18 protein-coding genes are annotated in these 16,109 nt (G+C 59.8%); 17 read left to right on the forward strand and 1 reads right to left on the reverse strand.

All coding sequences use genetic code 11. The features are described 5' to 3' along the window. Positions 1-95 precede the first annotated feature (95 nt). The 15 genes from ccoN (CUR33_RS00395) (at position 96) to hemN (ending at position 14,058) form a co-directional block, all read left to right on the forward strand. Positions 96-1,535, forward strand: coding sequence for a cytochrome-c oxidase, cbb3-type subunit I (gene ccoN / locus CUR33_RS00395; protein ID WP_167144413.1), 1,440 nt, complete (start codon positions 96-98; stop codon positions 1,533-1,535). Next, positions 1,535-2,143, forward strand: a complete 609-nt coding sequence (gene ccoO / locus CUR33_RS00400; RefSeq protein ID WP_090256148.1) for a cytochrome-c oxidase, cbb3-type subunit II — start codon at positions 1,535-1,537, stop codon at positions 2,141-2,143. Before ccoN (CUR33_RS00395) ends, ccoO (CUR33_RS00400) begins: the two co-directional genes overlap by 1 nt. A gap of 3 nt (positions 2,144-2,146) precedes the next feature. Next, positions 2,147-2,332, forward strand: coding sequence for a cbb3-type cytochrome oxidase subunit 3 (locus CUR33_RS00405; protein ID WP_170050222.1), 186 nt, complete (start codon positions 2,147-2,149; stop codon positions 2,330-2,332). Then, a complete protein-coding gene (gene ccoP, locus CUR33_RS00410; protein ID WP_289238350.1) occupies positions 2,329-3,267 on the forward strand; it encodes a cytochrome-c oxidase, cbb3-type subunit III in 939 nt (312 codons plus the stop codon). The genes CUR33_RS00405 and ccoP (CUR33_RS00410) overlap by 4 nt, the downstream gene beginning before the upstream one ends. A gap of 370 nt (positions 3,268-3,637) precedes the next feature. Then, complete coding sequence (gene ccoN, locus CUR33_RS00415; protein WP_090256145.1) at positions 3,638-5,080, forward strand: cytochrome-c oxidase, cbb3-type subunit I; 1,443 nt, start codon at positions 3,638-3,640, stop codon at positions 5,078-5,080. After that, a complete protein-coding gene (gene ccoO / locus CUR33_RS00420; protein ID WP_090256144.1) occupies positions 5,080-5,688 on the forward strand; it encodes a cytochrome-c oxidase, cbb3-type subunit II in 609 nt (202 codons plus the stop codon). The genes ccoN (CUR33_RS00415) and ccoO (CUR33_RS00420) overlap by 1 nt, the downstream gene beginning before the upstream one ends. Positions 5,689-5,694: 6 nt before the next feature. Then, the gene (locus CUR33_RS00425) at positions 5,695-5,880 is read left to right on the forward strand and encodes a cbb3-type cytochrome oxidase subunit 3 (RefSeq protein WP_090256143.1); all 186 of its coding nucleotides are present in this window, start codon (positions 5,695-5,697) and stop codon (positions 5,878-5,880) included. After that, positions 5,877-6,866: a cytochrome-c oxidase, cbb3-type subunit III gene (ccoP, locus tag CUR33_RS00430; RefSeq protein ID WP_160088552.1), complete on the forward strand. Its 990-nt coding sequence runs from the start codon at positions 5,877-5,879 to the stop codon at positions 6,864-6,866. Before CUR33_RS00425 ends, ccoP (CUR33_RS00430) begins: the two co-directional genes overlap by 4 nt. A gap of 136 nt (positions 6,867-7,002) precedes the next feature. Beyond that, on the forward strand, positions 7,003-8,415 hold the full coding sequence (ccoG, locus tag CUR33_RS00435) for a cytochrome c oxidase accessory protein CcoG (protein WP_289238351.1): 1,413 nt from the start codon (positions 7,003-7,005) through the stop codon (positions 8,413-8,415). Between the two features lie 12 nt (positions 8,416-8,427). After that, positions 8,428-8,952 (forward strand): FixH family protein, encoded by a 525-nt coding sequence (locus CUR33_RS00440; protein ID WP_282875787.1) that lies wholly within the window; start codon positions 8,428-8,430, stop codon positions 8,950-8,952. 8 nt (positions 8,953-8,960) lie between these two features. Next, on the forward strand, positions 8,961-11,369 hold the full coding sequence (locus tag CUR33_RS00445) for a heavy metal translocating P-type ATPase (RefSeq protein ID WP_289238352.1): 2,409 nt from the start codon (positions 8,961-8,963) through the stop codon (positions 11,367-11,369). Between the two features lie 38 nt (positions 11,370-11,407). Beyond that, positions 11,408-11,686, forward strand: coding sequence for a hypothetical protein (locus CUR33_RS00450; RefSeq protein WP_289238353.1), 279 nt, complete (start codon positions 11,408-11,410; stop codon positions 11,684-11,686). A gap of 3 nt (positions 11,687-11,689) precedes the next feature. Beyond that, the gene (gene ccoS, locus CUR33_RS00455; protein ID WP_167144399.1) at positions 11,690-11,908 is read left to right on the forward strand and encodes a cbb3-type cytochrome oxidase assembly protein CcoS; all 219 of its coding nucleotides are present in this window, start codon (positions 11,690-11,692) and stop codon (positions 11,906-11,908) included. Further along, entirely contained in the window at positions 11,901-12,584 is a 684-nt protein-coding gene (locus tag CUR33_RS00460) for a sulfite exporter TauE/SafE family protein (RefSeq protein WP_289238354.1), read from the forward strand. Before ccoS ends, CUR33_RS00460 begins: the two co-directional genes overlap by 8 nt. A gap of 91 nt (positions 12,585-12,675) precedes the next feature. Next, the gene (gene hemN, locus CUR33_RS00465) at positions 12,676-14,058 is read left to right on the forward strand and encodes an oxygen-independent coproporphyrinogen III oxidase (RefSeq protein WP_289238355.1); all 1,383 of its coding nucleotides are present in this window, start codon (positions 12,676-12,678) and stop codon (positions 14,056-14,058) included. A gap of 27 nt (positions 14,059-14,085) precedes the next feature. On the opposite strand, the gene CUR33_RS00470 is transcribed toward hemN, so the two are convergent. Then, the gene (locus CUR33_RS00470; RefSeq protein WP_289238356.1) at positions 14,086-14,550 is read right to left on the reverse strand and encodes a hypothetical protein; all 465 of its coding nucleotides are present in this window, start codon (positions 14,548-14,550) and stop codon (positions 14,086-14,088) included. Between the two features lie 153 nt (positions 14,551-14,703). On the opposite strand from CUR33_RS00470, the gene fnr reads away from it, so the two are divergent. Further along, entirely contained in the window at positions 14,704-15,438 is a 735-nt protein-coding gene (gene fnr, locus CUR33_RS00475) for a fumarate/nitrate reduction transcriptional regulator Fnr (RefSeq protein WP_090256133.1), read from the forward strand. Between the two features lie 25 nt (positions 15,439-15,463). After that, entirely contained in the window at positions 15,464-16,012 is a 549-nt protein-coding gene (locus tag CUR33_RS00480) for an adenine phosphoribosyltransferase (protein ID WP_289238357.1), read from the forward strand. Positions 16,013-16,109: the final 97 nt, after the last annotated feature.

Consider the following 16,109-nt stretch of genomic DNA (forward strand, 5'->3'; position numbering starts at 1 on the left):
CTTAAAGAATCCGTTGGACTGCGACGCAGATCGTACAAGCCCGCAGCCGCTGATTTTCGATGATCTGCCTATAAACCGTGGATGGAAGCCCAGACATGAACACAGCAACCAGTTCCGCCTACAACTACAGGGTGGTTCGCCAATTCGCCATCATGACGGTGGTGTGGGGCATTGTCGGGATGGGGCTCGGCGTATTTATCGCCGCGCAACTGGCTTGGCCCGAACTCAACTTCAACCTGCCGTGGACCAGCTTCGGCCGCCTGCGCCCGCTGCATACCAACGCGGTGATCTTCGCCTTTGGCGGTTGCGCGCTATTCGCCACCAGCTATTACGCCGTACAACGCACCTCGCAGGCCACCTTGTTCGCACCCAAGCTTGCCGCCTTCACCTTCTGGGGCTGGCAACTGGTGATCGTCCTGGCGGCCATCAGTTTGCCCATGGGCTGGACCAGCTCCAAGGAATACGCCGAACTGGAATGGCCAATCGACATTCTGATCACCATTGTCTGGGTCAGCTACGCCATCGTGTTCTTCGGCACGGTGATAAAGCGTAACGTCAGCCATATCTATGTGGGCAACTGGTTCTTCGGCGGATTTATCCTCACCGTTGCACTGCTGCACCTGGTCAACAACCTGGAAGTACCGGTAACCCTGACCAAGTCCTACTCGGCCTATGCCGGGGCCACCGATGCAATGATCCAGTGGTGGTACGGCCACAACGCCGTGGGCTTCTTCCTCACGGCAGGCTTTCTGGGGATGATGTACTACTTCGTACCCAAGCAGGCCGGTCGCCCGGTGTACTCCTACCGGCTGTCCATCGTGCACTTCTGGGCGCTGATTGCCGTGTATATCTGGGCCGGCCCGCATCACCTGCACTACACCGCGCTGCCGGACTGGGCGCAGAGCCTGGGTATGGTGATGTCGCTGATTCTGCTGGCACCCAGCTGGGGCGGCATGATCAACGGCATGATGACCCTCTCAGGTGCCTGGCATAAGCTGCGCACCGACCCGATCCTGCGCTTCCTGGTGGTCTCCCTGGCGTTCTACGGCATGTCGACCTTCGAAGGTCCGATGATGGCGATCAAGACCGTCAACGCCCTGTCCCACTACACCGACTGGACCATCGGCCACGTTCACGCTGGTGCCCTCGGCTGGGTGGCCATGGTGTCCATCGGTTCGCTCTATCACATGCTGCCCAAAGTCTTCGGCCGCGACGAAATGCACAGCATCGCCCTGATCAACGTGCACTTCTGGTTCGCCACCATCGGCACCGTGCTCTACATCGCCTCGATGTGGGTCAACGGCATCGCCCAAGGCCTGATGTGGCGTGCAGTCAACGAAGACGGCACCCTCACTTACTCCTTCGTCGAAGCGCTGGAAGCCAGCCACCCCGGCTTTGTGGTGCGGGTGATCGGCGGTGCGATCTTCTTCGCCGGCATGCTGGTGATGGCCTGGAACGTCTGGCAGACCGTGCGCCATACCAAGGCAGCCGAGATGGACGCCGCCGCGCAGTTTTCGCTTGAGGGAGCCCACTGATGAGACACGAAATACTCGAGAAGAACATCGGCCTGATGGCGCTGATGATGGTGCTGGCGGTTAGCATCGGCGGCCTGACGCAGATCGTCCCGCTGTTCTTTCAGGACGTGACCAATGAGCCGGTGGCGGGCCTAAAGCCCTACACCGCGCTGCAGCTGGAAGGCCGTGACATCTACATCCGCGAGGGCTGCGTCGGTTGCCATTCGCAGATGATTCGCCCGTTCCGCGCAGAAACCGAGCGCTACGGCCACTACTCGGTCGCTGGCGAAAGCGTCTACGACCACCCCTTCCTTTGGGGCTCCAAGCGTACCGGGCCAGATCTGGCCCGCGTTGGCGGCCGCTACTCGGATGAATGGCACCGTGCGCACCTCTACAACCCGCGCAACGTAGTGCCGGAATCGAAGATGCCGGCCTACCCCTGGCTGGTAGAAGGCACCCTGAGCGGCCAGGACACCCCGGCCAAAATGAAAGCCCTGCGCCTGGTTGGCGTGCCCTACAGCGACGACGACATCGCAGGCGCGAGCGAGGCTGTCAAAGGCAAGAGTGAAATGGATGCACTGGTCGCCTACCTGCAAGTGCTCGGCACAGCCGTGAAGAACAAGAGGTAGGTCATGTCATTCGACTTTATTGATATAGGCACCCTGCGCGGCATCGGCACTGCACTGGTTCTGCTGTCGTTTGTTTGCGTGACCCTGTGGGCTTACAGCGCTAAACGCCGCACGGCTTTCGATCAAGCCGCCCTGCTGCCCTTTGCCGATGAACCCACACTGGCTGCCCCAAGGAGCAAGACCCCATGAGCACTTTCTGGAGCTGGTACATCACCCTGCTGACCGTGGGCACCCTGCTCGCGTTGTTCTGGTTGATTTTTGCCACCCGTAAAAGCGAAGTTCACAAAAGCCCCACCGATCAAACCATGGGCCATGCCTTCGATGGTATTGAGGAATATGACAATCCACTGCCCAAGTGGTGGTTCATGCTTTTTCTCGGCACTCTGATCTTCTCAATTGGCTATCTGGTGCTGTATCCCGGCCTGGGCAGCTGGAAAGGCGTACTGCCCGGATACGAAGGCGGCTGGACGCAGGTCAAGCAATGGCAGCGTGAAGTCGATAAGGCTGATGAGTTGTATGGGCCGATATTCGCCAAATATGCGGCGATGCCCCTGGAAGAAGTGGCTAAAGACGAACAAGCTCTAAAAATGGGCGGACGTATGTTTGCCACCTATTGCTCGGTTTGCCACGGCTCTGACGCCAAGGGTGCAGTGGGCTTCCCTAACCTGACCGACAACCACTGGCGCTGGGGCGGCGAGCCCAGCGTAATCAAAACCACCATCCTCAATGGCCGTATTGGGGCGATGCCGGCCTGGACGGCGGTGATTGGTGAAGACGGTGTGCAACAGGTCGCAGCTTATGTCCGCAAGGGCTTGGCAGGTCTGCCACTGCCCACCGACAAGCGCTTTGATCTGGAAAAAGGTGCCGCTATTTTTGCCGCCAACTGCCAGGCTTGCCACGGCGCCCAAGGCACCGGTATGGCCATGCTGGGCGCTCCCGACCTGACCAAGCCGGCTGGCTGGATCTACGGCAGCAGCCTGGTGCAACTGCAGCAGACCATCCGCCATGGCCGTAACGGCCAGATGCCGGCGCAGGAGCAATACCTGGGCAACGACAAAGTGCATCTACTGGCGGCTTATGTACTTAGCCTGAGCCGGCAACAGCAGACCGTCACTGAGCAGTAATCGCTAAAACCGCACCACCTGGCTGGCGACTGACAGTCGCCAGCCCCTCCCTCCCGCGTTCGGACAACCGTCCGGATCATGCGACCCAAGGTCGCACCCTTCCGACCAAGTGCACTCGCGACGTTCGACTTGAGCTAATCTTGTCGACAGTCGCCACCTGTCATAACTCCAAGGCGATTCCCATCTTTGCGCTACGCCTGTTTAGGCGTTTACCGCTCGCGGTTATGCTCTGCATTAGCGACCATGCAGGCTTACCAACAGCCCTGTAAGCCCTATCGCGCCGGCATGTGTCGTTGCAATGAGCACCTGCTTTCTCCATACTTGCCGCCGATTTTTGCCCCTAAAAAATCCATTAACCGTGGAACCCATAATGAGCACAGCAATCAGTCCGACTGCTTATAACTACAAGGTGGTTCGCCAGTTCGCCGTAATGACGGTGATTTGGGGAGTCATTGGCATGAGCCTGGGTGTTTTCATCGCCGCACAGCTGGTGTGGCCTGAACTTAACCTGGGTATGGAATGGACGAGCTTTGGCCGTCTGCGTCCGCTGCACACCAACGCGGTGATTTTCGCCTTCGGTGGTTGCGCGCTGATGGCCACCTCGTTCTACGTGGTGCAACGCACCAGCCAGGCACGCCTGATATCTGATGGCCTTGCCGCCTTCGTATTCTGGGGATGGCAAGCCGTGATCGTCGCTGCAGTGATCACTCTGCCGATGGGTTTCACCGGTTCCAAGGAATACGCCGAGCTAGAGTGGCCAATCGATATCCTCCTGGGCATCGTCTGGATCGCTTATGCCGTGGTGTTCTTCGGCACTATCGTCAAACGTCAGACCAAACACATCTATGTGGGCAACTGGTTCTTCGGGGCCTTTATCCTGGTTACCGCGATGCTGCACATCGTCAACAGCGCGGCCGTTCCGGTTAGCCTGTTCAAGTCTTACTCGGCCTATGCCGGTGCGACTGACGCGATGATCCAGTGGTGGTACGGCCACAACGCCGTGGGCTTCTTCCTGACCACCGGCTTCCTGGGGATGATGTACTACTTTGTGCCGAAGCAGGCCGAGCGTCCGATCTACTCGTACCGCCTGTCTATCGTGCACTTCTGGGCGCTGATCACCCTGTACATCTGGGCCGGTCCGCACCACCTGCACTACACCGCATTGCCGGATTGGGCACAGTCCCTGGGCATGGCCATGTCGATCATCCTGCTGGCACCAAGCTGGGGCGGCATGATCAACGGCATGATGAGCCTGTCGGGTGCTTGGCATAAGCTGCGCACCGACCCAATCCTGCGCTTCCTGGTCGTTTCCCTGGCGTTCTACGGCATGTCGACCTTCGAAGGTCCGATGATGGCGATTAAGACCGTCAACGCCCTGTCGCACTACACCGACTGGACCATCGGCCACGTACATGCGGGTGCGCTCGGTTGGGTTGCGATGATCTCTATCGGTGCTCTGTACCACCTGCTGCCTAAAGTTTTTGGTCGCCCGCAGATGCACAGCGTTGGCCTGATCAACGCACACTTCTGGCTGGCCACTATCGGCACCGTGCTGTACATCGCCTCGATGTGGGTCAATGGCATCACCCAAGGCCTGATGTGGCGCGCAGTCAACGAAGACGGCACCCTCACCTATTCCTTCGTTGAAGCGCTGGAAGCCAGCCACCCAGGCTACGTGGTGCGCATGATTGGTGGTGCGTTCTTCGTCGCCGGCATGCTGCTGATGGCGTACAACACCTACCGCACCGTGCGTGCCGCCAAGGCTTCTGAATATGAAGCGGCTGCACAGATTCCTGCCGGAGTAGCGCACTGATGAAACACGAAATCATTGAGAAGAATATTGGCCTGATGGCGCTGCTGATGGTTCTGGCCGTCAGCATCGGTGGCCTGACTCAAATCGTTCCGCTGTTTTTCCAGGATGTTACCAACGAGCCGGTGGAAGGCCTCAAGCCTTACACCGCGCTGCAACTGGAAGGCCGCGATGTGTACATCGCCAACGGCTGTGTCGGCTGCCACTCGCAGATGATTCGCCCGTTCCGTGCCGAAACCGAACGTTATGGCCACTATTCGGTAGCCGGTGAAAGCGTCTGGGATCACCCCTTCCTGTGGGGTTCCAAGCGTACCGGCCCGGACCTGGCTCGCGTGGGCGGTCGTTACTCGGATGAATGGCAGCGTGCGCACTTGTACAACCCGCGCAACGTAGTGCCTGAGTCGAAGATGCCGGCCTACCCTTGGCTGGTCGAGCACAAACTCGACGGCAAGGACACCGCCAAGAAGATGGAAGTCATGCGTGGCTTTGGTATCCCATACACCGATGAAGACATCGCAGGGGCCAAGGACGCGGTAAAAGGCAAGACCGAAATGGACGCACTGGTGGCGTACCTGCAGGTTCTCGGCACTTCCATCAAGAACAAACGGTAACGCGCGATGGACATCGGGACTATTCGTGGCATAGGCACAGCAGTGGTGTTCATCGCCTTTATTGGCGTGGTGCTCTGGGCCTACAGCAGCAAGCGTAAATCCAGCTTCGACGAGGCCGCCAACCTGCCCTTCGCCGACGATCCCAAACCCAACGAGCGTGACGAGCAATCTTCCAGGAGCAATAACCAATGACCACGTTCTGGAGTTGGTACGTAACCATTCTGTCTCTGGGCACCATCTTTGCCCTGACTTGGCTGATCTTCGGCACCCGCAAGGGTCAGCGCGAAGAAACCACCGAAGAAACTGTCGGCCACTCCTTCGACGGTATCGAAGAGTTCGACAACCCGCTGCCCAAGTGGTGGTTCATGTTGTTTGTCGGCACCATCATCTTCGCCCTCGGCTACCTGGCGCTCTACCCGGGCCTGGGTAACTGGAAAGGTCTGCTGCCAGGCTATGACTACCTCGATACCGAAGCGAAGAAGCCTTTCGCAACGAACATCGAAATTGCTGGTGGTGCCGAGCGCAATGCAGGCTGGACCGGTGTGCATCAGTGGGAAAAGGAAATGGCCAAGGCTGAAAGCCAGTACGGCCCGATCTTTGCCAAATATGCTGCCATGCCGATCGAGCAAGTGGCCCAGGACGAACAAGCGTTGAAAATGGGCGGCCGCCTGTTTGCCTCCAACTGCTCGGTCTGCCACGGCTCTGATGCCAAGGGCGCATATGGCTTCCCGAACCTGACCGACAATGATTGGTTGTATGGCGGCGAGCCGGAAACCATCAAAACCACCATCATGGCCGGCCGTCAGGCGGCGATGCCAGCGTGGAAGGACAGCATCGGCGAAGAAGGCATCCGTAACGTTGCCGGCTACATTCGCACCCTCTCGGGTTTGAAAAATCCGGAAGGTATCGAAGTTGACCTTGCCGCAGGTCAAAACATCTTCGCGACCAATTGTGCAGTCTGTCATGGCGCTGAAGGTAAGGGCCAACAGGCCATGGGCGCACCTAACCTGACCGACAAAATCTGGCTCTACGGCTCCAGTTTTGCTCAGGTGCAACAAACTCTACGCTACGGCCGTAACGGCAAGATGCCCGCCCAAGCTGATTTCTTGGGCAACGATAAAGTGCATCTGCTAGCGGCTTACGTGTACAGCCTGTCGCAAGCAAAAATCGAGAAGTAATTCTCCTGCCTGGCAGGCGCGACCGCAGGTCGCACCTGCTGGGCAATCGTCAGGCGTACCATAGCGCAAGAGCCCGTATGACCCCGGCCGGCACGTATCGACCAGGGCAGCCAATCAACCGCCGTGGTACAAACTGATGAGCGCACAGATTCCAGTTAAAGACGTCACCCCTGCCCCGGCCAAGGTCGAAGTTGTTGACCTGTACGCCAACCGCGAAAAAATCTACACCCGCTCCTTCACCGGTATTTTCCGCAACTTGCGTATGCTCGGTGGCGCAGCCCTCTTCCTGTTGTACTTCGGCACCGTATGGTTGACCTGGAACGGCCGTCAGGCCGTCTGGTGGAACCTGCCGGAGCGCAAGTTTTATATCTTTGGCTCGACGTATTGGCCGCAGGACTTCGTCCTGCTCTCCGCGCTGCTGATCATCGCCGCCTTCGGCCTGTTTTTTATTACCGTATTCGCCGGTCGCGTGTGGTGCGGCTACACCTGCCCACAGAGCGTCTTCACCTGGGTGTTCATGTGGGCGGAGAAAGTCACTGAAGGTGATCGCAATCAACGCATGAAGCTCGACAAAGCGCCGATGACCACGCAGAAATTTCTGCGCAAGCTGGCTAAACACAGCATCTGGGTTGGCGTGTCATTGGTCACAGCCATCACCTTCGTCGGCTACTTCACGCCAATTCGCGAGCTGATCCCCGAACTGTTCACTTTGCAAGCCGGTGGCTGGGCACTGTTCTGGGTAGGTTTCTTTACCCTTGCGACCTACGGCAACGCCGGCTACCTGCGCGAGCAAGTGTGCATCTACATGTGCCCCTACGCGCGCTTCCAAAGCGTAATGTTCGACCAGGACACCCTGATCGTGTCATACGACCCACGCCGCGGCGAACACCGTGGCCCACGCAAGCGTGATGCGGACTACAAGGCCGAGGGCCTTGGTGACTGCATCGACTGCAAAATGTGCGTACACGTCTGCCCCACTGGCATCGACATCCGCGACGGCCTGCAGATCGAATGCATCGGCTGCGCCGCGTGCGTCGATGCCTGCGACAGCATCATGGAGAAAATGAACTACCCGAAAGGGCTGATCAGTTACACCACCGAGCACAACCTTTCCGGACAGAAGACCAACCTGGTGCGTCCGCGCCTGATCGGTTACGCCATCGCCCTGCTGGCGATGCTCTGCGTGTTCGCCTGGGCCATCGCCGACCGTTCGCTGGTGGAGCTGGATGTACTCAAGGACCGCGTGCTTTACCGCGAGAACGAAGAAGGCCGGATCGAGAACGTCTACACCCTGAAGATCATGAACAAGGCCCAGCACGAGGTCACGTACCTGATAGAAGCCGACGGCCTCGACGGCCTGGTGTACGAAGGCAAGCGCGAAATCAAGGCGATCGCAGGCGAGGTACTGTCGCTACCGGTCGAGTTGTCCATCGCCCCTGAAAAACTGCCTTCGAGCACCAACGAAATCACCTTCCGCCTGCACTCGGCGGATGACCCAAGCATCAAAACCGACGCCGCCAGCCGCTTTATCGGCCCGAGCGTGCGCTGATTAGAGAAGACCATGACTGAGCCCATAGCTGAAAAGAACGCTGAGATCATCAAGCCCTGGTACAAGCAATTCTGGCCCTGGTTCCTGATTGGCCTGTTGGCCTATTCAGTGGTACAGGGGCTGACCCTGCTAACCATCGCCACGAAGAACCCGCCGGGGCTGATCTCCGATGACTATTACGATGTCGGCAAAGGCATCAACCAGTCACTGGAGCGGGAAAATCACGCTATTCGCCTGAAGTTGCATGCCACCCTGCTGCTCAACGATGACAACGGCACTGCGACCTTGCAACTGAGCGGTAACAGCCGTCCACAGCAGCTGGTGCTTAACCTGATCTCGCCAACGCAACCCGAACGTGACCGCCGGGTGATTCTGCAACCGCAGGCCGATGGCAGTTACAGCGGCCAGATGATCGATGCCGTGCAAGGCCGTCGTTTTGTGGAGCTGGTCGGCCAGGAAGGCGGCAAGGACTGGCGCCTGTTTGAAGAAGAAAACGTGAAAAGCGGGCAGAACATCCTCCTCGGGGATGCTCAATAAGCGCACCGATGAGCACCCCAACTCCCTGCTATCACTGTGGCCTGCCGGTTCCCGCCGGCAGCCGTTTCCAGGCTCAGGTACTGGGCGCAACCCGTGAAATGTGTTGTCCGGGCTGTCAGGCAGTGGCTGACGCCATCGTCAGTGGCGGCCTGGAACACTATTACAAACACCGCAGCGAAAGCGCCGCCAATCCGCAAAGCCTGCCTCAGGCGTTACCGGATGAATTGGCGCTGTACGACCGCCGCGACGTGCAACAACCCTTTGTCGAACACGACGGCGAACTCAGCGAAACCTGCCTGCTGATCGAAGGCATCAGTTGCGCCGCTTGTGGCTGGCTGATCGAGAAACACCTGCGCAGCCTGCCGGGTGTTAGCGAGGCGCGCCTCAACTTATCCAACCACCGATTGCAGGTGCGCTGGGCCGACAGTCAACTGCCGCTCAGCAGCCTGCTCAAGACGCTGCGCAAGATCGGCTATGCCGCTCACCCTTGGCAGGCGGATGCCGCCGCTGAACAGCTGCAGCGCGAGAACCGCCGCGCCATGCGTGAACTGGGCGTGGCCGGTATGCTGTGGATGCAGGTGATGATGGCAACCATGGCCACCTGGCCGGAGTTCAACATCGACCTCAGCCCTGAGTTGGACAAGATCCTGCGTTGGGTCAGCCTGTTTCTCACCACGCCAATTGTCTTCTACTGCTGCGGGCAATTCTTCAGGGGGGCGCTGCGTGACTTACGCACCCGCCACCTGACCATGGATGTGTCGGTATCCCTAGCGATTGGCGGTGCATATATCGCCGGTATCTGGTCAACGGTGACGGGCCAGGGTGAACTGTATTTCGACGCAGTGGGCATGTTTGCCCTATTCCTCCTGGCAGGCCGCTACCTGGAACGCCGCGCCCGTGAGCGCACAGCAGCAGCCACCGCGCAGCTGGTCAACCTGCTGCCAGCCTCCTGCCTGCGCTTGGACGCCGAAGGCCAGAGCCAGCGCATTCTGCTGAGCGAGCTCCACGTCGGCGATCAGGTGCTGGTCCCCCCCGGCGCCCTGCTGCCCGCTGATGGGCGCATTATTCAGGGCCAGTCGAGCGTGGATGAATCGTTGCTGACCGGTGAATACCTGCCGCAACCGCGTAACACGGGCGACAGCGTCACGGCGGGCACCCTTAACGTCGAAGGCCCGCTGCAGATTAAAGTGCAGGCGCTTGGTGATGCCACGCGCTTATCGGCTATCGTTCGCCTGCTGGAGCGCGCGCAGAGCGACAAACCACGCCTAGCGGTATTGGCCGACAATGTTGCGCAGTGGTTCCTGCTGATCGTTCTGGTGGTAGCCGCCATCGTCGGTCTGGTTTGGTGGCAACTCGACCCGTCACGCGCGTTCTGGATCGTGCTTTCCTTGCTGGTCGCCACCTGCCCTTGCGCGCTCGCCCTGGCCACGCCCACAGCACTGACCGCCGCCACGGGTTCCCTGCACAAACTGGGCATGCTGCTGACCCGCGGCCATGTACTCGAAGGGCTCAATCAGATTGACACCCTGGTGCTGGACAAGACCGGCACCCTCACCGAAGGTCGCCTGACCCTTGGTGCCATTCATCCTCTACGCGAGCTGGATGCCGACAGCTGCCTGGCATTAGCCGCCGCGCTGGAAAACCGCTCTGAACATCCAATCGCCCGCGCCTTCGGCCAGGCACCAGAAGCCGCCGAAGCGGTCGACAGCCATCCGGGCTTAGGGCTGCAGGGGCGGGTTGGCAACCGAATACTACGTATTGGCGAAGCCAGCTTCGTCTGCGCGTTGAGTGCTCAGCCCGTGCCAGCGATTGCCAGTGAACATGGCCAGTGGCTGCTGCTGGGTGATGAGCAAGGGCCGCTGGCCTGGTTTGTGTTGAATGACCGCCTGCGCGAAGACGCCCCGCAACTGATCAACATGGCCAAAGCCAAAGGTTGGCAGATCATGCTGCTGTCCGGCGACAGCTCACCCATGGTCGGCGAAGTGGCACGCCAGCTGGGTATCACAGACGCCCGTGGTGGCCTCACGCCAGATGCCAAGCTGGAGGTATTGAAGCAGCTGCACAGCCAGGGCCGTCGGGTACTGATGCTGGGTGACGGGGTTAACGATGTGCCCGTGTTAGCCGCCGCCGACATCAGCGTGGCCATGGGCAGCGCCACCGACCTGGCCAAAACCAGCGCTGATGCCGTGCTCCTATCCAACCGTCTGAGCAGCCTGGTGCAAGCCCTACACATGGCGCAACGAACCCGCCACATCATCATCGAGAACCTCGCCTGGGCCAGCCTGTACAATGGCCTGGTACTGCCCTTCGCCGCCATTGGCTGGATCACTCCGATCTGGGCCGCGCTGGGTATGTCAGTCAGCTCACTGGTGGTGGTGGTCAACGCACTGCGCCTGACTCGCCTGCCCCGGCAGTAAGCTGTCAAACAGCCCACTAAAACGCTCGGCGAGGTCTTATGCGAAACAACGTGACTGGCAATATTGCCTGGTGGGTGCGCTTATTAGCCGTAATGTTGTTAAGCCTGCAGCTGTTTATGGCCTACCACTTTGCCACCGCGTTGATCCGTCAGCAGACCACACTCAGCAGCCTGTTTACTGACAGTCTGCCGGATACCCTGATCATGCTTTTCCTTAATGCTCTGTTTGCCCTCGTCGCGCTGACCGGCCGCAGCCCTGACAGACTCTTCCCAGTTGCCAGTCTCGATCTGCGGCAACTCTTGCGCCGGAGCCACTAAGCCATGCCCGCCCTCTATATCCTGATCCCGGTCGCCATTGCCCTGGTGGGCTTTGCCATCTGGCTGTTCTTCTGGGCGGTGGACAGCGGTCAGTACGACGACCTCGACGGCCCGGCCCATAGCATCCTGTTCGACGATGAAGACCCCAAGCACACCGCAGCCGTAAGCCAGCAGCAACAAGACCAGCACAAAGACTCGCAGCAGGACAAGCCCGGTGCTTGAGCTACTGCCGCTGCTGGTTTCAGCGCTGATCCTCGGCCTGCTCGGTGGCGGCCACTGCCTGGGCATGTGCGGCGGCCTGATGGGCGCGCTGACCCTGGCCATCCCACCCGAGCAGCGCGCACAGCGCTTTCAACTACTGCTGACCTACAACCTGGGACGCATCTTCAGTTACAGCCTGGCCGGCCTGCTGCTGGGGCTGGCGGGCTGGGCATTAGCCAATAGCCCTTTGGTCATGGGCCTGCGGGTAATAGCGGCGTTGCTGCTGATCGCCATGGGGCTGTATCTGGCCGGCTGGTGGAGTGGCCTGACCCGTATCGAAGCCCTCGGCCGAGGCCTCTGGCGCTATATCCAACCGCTAACCCGACGCTTTATGCCGGTCACCAGCCTGCCGCGCGCGTTTATACTCGGCAGCCTGTGGGGTTGGCTGCCCTGCGGCCTGGTCTACAGCACCCTGCTGTGGGCCGCCAGCCAAGGTAATGCAGTCGACAGCGCTGCTCTGATGTTTGCTTTTGGTCTCGGCACCCTGCCGGTGCTGCTGGCCACCGGCATGGCCGCAGAACGCCTGACTGCCCTGCTGCGCAAACAAGGCGTGCGTATGGCCGGCGGCATTCTGGTAATCCTTTTTGGTCTGTGGACCCTGCCTGGACCGCACCAGCACTGGTTGATGGGCCACTAAGCGATCAGCGGGCGCTTGATACAAGTCAAAACACCTCAGGCGCACCGCTCATAGACTGCCCGGTATTGATAGCCAAACCGGGAATACCCGCATGCTCAACGCCATCCAGTGGGACAGCTCGCTAATCCGCCGCTACGACCAAGCAGGCCCGCGCTATACATCCTATCCGACGGCTGTGCAGTTCCATGAGCGCATTAGCCAGTTCGACCTTCTGCACGCCCTGCGTGACAGCCGCAAAGCGCTGCGACCGCTGTCGCTGTATGTGCACATCCCGTTCTGCGCGCACATTTGCTACTACTGCGCCTGCAACAAGGTAATCACTAAGGATCGCGGCCGCGCCCAGCCCTATCTGGAAAAACTCGAACGCGAAATCGAGATCATCAGCCGTCACCTCGACCCACAGCAGAAAGTCGAGCAGCTGCACTTCGGCGGCGGCACGCCGACTTTTCTCAGCCACGATGAACTGCGTCACCTCATGGGCCACCTGCGCCAGCACTTCAACCTGCTGGATGACGACAGCGGCGACTACAGCATCGAGATCGACCCGCGCGAAGCCGACTGGTCGACCATGGGCCTGCTCCGCGAGCTGGGTTTCAACCGCGTCAGCCTGGGCGTGCAGGACCTCGACCCGGCCGTGCAGCGGGCGGTGAATCGCCTACAGACCTTGGAAGAAACCCGCGCCATCGTCGAAGCCGCGCGTACCTTGCAGTTCCGTTCGGTGAACATCGACCTGATCTACGGCCTGCCGCTGCAAACGCCAGAACGCTTCGCCCGCACCGTGGCCGAGGTGATTGCCCTGCAACCTGATCGCCTGTCGCTGTTCAACTATGCCCACCTGCCGGAGCGCTTTATGCCGCAGCGGCGGATCAACACCAGCGACCTGCCGAGTCCTGGCGACAAGCTGGCCATGCTGCAGGCCAGCATTGAGCAACTGAGCGCCGCCGGTTACCGCTATATCGGCATGGATCACTTCGCCCTGCCCGACGACGAACTGGCCAGCGCCCAGGAAGATGGCAGCCTGCAACGCAACTTCCAGGGCTACACCACCCACGGTCATTGCGACCTGATCGGCCTCGGGGTGTCATCGATCAGCCAGATTGGCGAGCTTTACTGCCAGAACAACAGCGACCTGAGCAAATACCAGGACAGCCTCGGCCACAACGAACTGGCCACCCTGCGCGGCCTGCATTGCGATGCCGACGACCGCGTGCGCCGGGCGGTGATTCAACAGCTGATCTGTCATTTTCAGCTGCGCTTTGCCGATATCGAGCAGGCCTACGCCATCGATTTTCGCAATTACTTCGCCGAGGTCTGGCCGCAGCTGCAGCAGATGGCCAGTGATGGGTTGATCGAGCTGAATGCCCAAGGCATCGAGGTAAGGCCAGCGGGCCGCCTGCTGGTACGCTCGCTGTGCATGCTGTTTGATCGCTACCTTAGCGAGCTAAACCAGCAGCGTTTTTCCCGGGTTATATAGCAGCCAGCGGACCGAAAAAGCCGGGGCTTATTTCATGACCAGGCTGGCCACTTCCTGCATCTGCTGATCACTGAGGTCCTGCTCGCGCAGGGTCTTGATCAGCGTCGCATTGGCGCTGCTCAAAGCGCCCTGCAGCGAGGCCAGCTCGCCCTGCAGCGTCTCGATCTTTATGCGTTTGGCCTCGGGATCGAGGCTCTGGTCCTGCATGACCTCTTTAAGCTCGTTTCTCTTCGCCTCGATCTGCGCCTTGAGCTCGCGTTTTCTCTTGAGCAGATCCTTGACCACGTCCGGCAGGCTGCTCTCATCAATGTCGCGGTTCTTCTGTGCCGCAGCAGAGCGCGCCTTTCCCTGCTCTGACAGGCTTACCCGTAGACTGTCGCGAAACGCCTGCTTATCCGCCTCGCTGCTCTCTGCAACGCCCTCAGCCGCAGCGCTCTTACGCTCCAGCGCAAGGTTCATGCGGGTGCTCAATTGAGTCGATTCCAGACGCATACGAATGCTCCTTGCAGATATTGAAAGCAACCTCGTTTATCGGCCGCACCGGATAAAACTTGAACATTCGATCAGACTGCGCCCTAGTGGCCCTAGCCTGCACCCTGCTGTAACCTTACGGCTATTGTGTGTTTACCCTCAGGATCACCAGCGATGTCCGAAAGCATCAAGTTGCATACCCCACACCAAGCCCATTGCAAGGATTGCAGCCTGGCGAGTCTGTGCCTGCCGCTGTCCCTGAACCTGGAAGACATGGACGCGCTCGACGAAATCGTCAAACGCGGCCGCCCGCTGAAAAAGGGCGAATTCCTGTTCCGCCAGGGCGATGCCTTCAACTCGGTGTTCGCGGTACGTTCCGGTGCACTGAAAACCTTCAGTCTGAGCGACAGCGGCGACGAACAGATCACCGGCTTCCACCTGCCCAGCGAGCTAGTCGGTCTGTCTGGCATGGACAGTGACGCGTACCCGGTGTCAGCAATGGCTCTGGAAACCACCTCAGTGTGCGAAATCCCCTTCGAGCGCCTCGATGAGCTGTCGGTGCAGCTGCCGCAACTGCGCCGCCAGCTGATGCGCATCATGAGCCGGGAGATCCGCGACGATCAGCAGATGATGCTGCTGCTCTCGAAGAAAACCGCCGATGAACGCATCGCCACGTTCCTGGTCAACCTCTCGGCCCGCTTCCGCGCCCGCGGCTTCTCGGCCAATCAGTTCCGCCTGGCCATGTCGCGCAACGAAATTGGTAACTATTTGGGCCTTGCGGTGGAGACCGTATCGCGGGTATTTACCCGCTTCCAACAGAACAAGCTGCTCGAAGCCGAAGGCAAGGAAGTGCATATCCTCGATCCCATCGAGTTGTGCGCCCTGGCCGGAGGTAACCTCGAGGGCTGATCGACCCGCCCTGAGGACCTAGCCGATGATCTTCGACGAATTCACTATCAAAACCCTGATCCGCCCGGTGGTGGACTTCCCCAAGCCAGGTGTGATCTTTCGCGATATCACCCCGCTGTTTCAGTCGCCACGTGCCCTGCGCATGGTGGCCGACAGCTTTATCCAGCGCTACGTCGAAGCGGATTTCAGCCATATCGGCGCCATGGATGCACGTGGCTTTCTGATCGGTTCGATCATCGCCTATGAGCTGAACAAACCACTGATCCTGTTCCGCAAGCAAGGCAAGCTGCCCGCCGACGTACTAAGCGAGAGCTACCAGACCGAGTACGGCGAAGCCAAACTGGAAGTCCATGCCGACAGCCTCTGCGAAGGCGACAAGGTGCTGATTTTCGATGACCTGATCGCCACTGGCGGCACCCTGCTGGCCGCCGCACAACTGGTACGGCGCATGGGTGCGAGCATCATCGAAGCCGCCGCAATCATCGACCTGCCCGAACTGGGCGGTTCGCAGAAGCTACAGGACAGCGGTATCCCCACCTTTGCCCTGACCAGCTTCGCCCTCACCGATCAATAACTCTGCTCCACGGCCCTGACGGCAGCGCTGCATGTCCGGGCCAGGCTGCCCCTCGCGAACTGATTCGCTCACCGCTTACACAAGAACCCCACAGACC

Source organism: Pseudomonas sp. FEMGT703P, assembly GCF_002786345.1.
GTDB classification, from domain to species: domain Bacteria; phylum Pseudomonadota; class Gammaproteobacteria; order Pseudomonadales; family Pseudomonadaceae; genus Aquipseudomonas; species Aquipseudomonas peli.

What these genes read in the sequence shown, in the direction of transcription:
- ccoN (WP_167144413.1), top strand. Translation starts at nt 96, where the DNA reads ATGAACACAGCAACCAGTTCCGCCTACAACTACAGGGTGGTTCGCCAA.
- ccoO (WP_090256148.1), top strand. Translation starts at nt 1,535, where the DNA reads ATGAGACACGAAATACTCGAGAAGAACATCGGCCTGATGGCGCTGATG.
- CUR33_RS00405 (WP_170050222.1), top strand. Translation starts at nt 2,147, where the DNA reads ATGTCATTCGACTTTATTGATATAGGCACCCTGCGCGGCATCGGCACT.
- ccoP (WP_289238350.1), top strand. Translation starts at nt 2,329, where the DNA reads ATGAGCACTTTCTGGAGCTGGTACATCACCCTGCTGACCGTGGGCACC.
- ccoN (WP_090256145.1), top strand. Translation starts at nt 3,638, where the DNA reads ATGAGCACAGCAATCAGTCCGACTGCTTATAACTACAAGGTGGTTCGC.
- ccoO (WP_090256144.1), top strand. Translation starts at nt 5,080, where the DNA reads ATGAAACACGAAATCATTGAGAAGAATATTGGCCTGATGGCGCTGCTG.
- CUR33_RS00425 (WP_090256143.1), top strand. Translation starts at nt 5,695, where the DNA reads ATGGACATCGGGACTATTCGTGGCATAGGCACAGCAGTGGTGTTCATC.
- ccoP (WP_160088552.1), top strand. Translation starts at nt 5,877, where the DNA reads ATGACCACGTTCTGGAGTTGGTACGTAACCATTCTGTCTCTGGGCACC.
- ccoG (WP_289238351.1), top strand. Translation starts at nt 7,003, where the DNA reads ATGAGCGCACAGATTCCAGTTAAAGACGTCACCCCTGCCCCGGCCAAG.
- CUR33_RS00440 (WP_282875787.1), top strand. Translation starts at nt 8,428, where the DNA reads ATGACTGAGCCCATAGCTGAAAAGAACGCTGAGATCATCAAGCCCTGG.
- CUR33_RS00445 (WP_289238352.1), top strand. Translation starts at nt 8,961, where the DNA reads ATGAGCACCCCAACTCCCTGCTATCACTGTGGCCTGCCGGTTCCCGCC.
- CUR33_RS00450 (WP_289238353.1), top strand. Translation starts at nt 11,408, where the DNA reads ATGCGAAACAACGTGACTGGCAATATTGCCTGGTGGGTGCGCTTATTA.
- ccoS (WP_167144399.1), top strand. Translation starts at nt 11,690, where the DNA reads ATGCCCGCCCTCTATATCCTGATCCCGGTCGCCATTGCCCTGGTGGGC.
- hemN (WP_289238355.1), top strand. Translation starts at nt 12,676, where the DNA reads ATGCTCAACGCCATCCAGTGGGACAGCTCGCTAATCCGCCGCTACGAC.
- CUR33_RS00470 (WP_289238356.1), bottom strand. Translation starts at nt 14,550, where the DNA reads ATGCGTCTGGAATCGACTCAATTGAGCACCCGCATGAACCTTGCGCTG.
- fnr (WP_090256133.1), top strand. Translation starts at nt 14,704, where the DNA reads ATGTCCGAAAGCATCAAGTTGCATACCCCACACCAAGCCCATTGCAAG.
- CUR33_RS00480 (WP_289238357.1), top strand. Translation starts at nt 15,464, where the DNA reads ATGATCTTCGACGAATTCACTATCAAAACCCTGATCCGCCCGGTGGTG.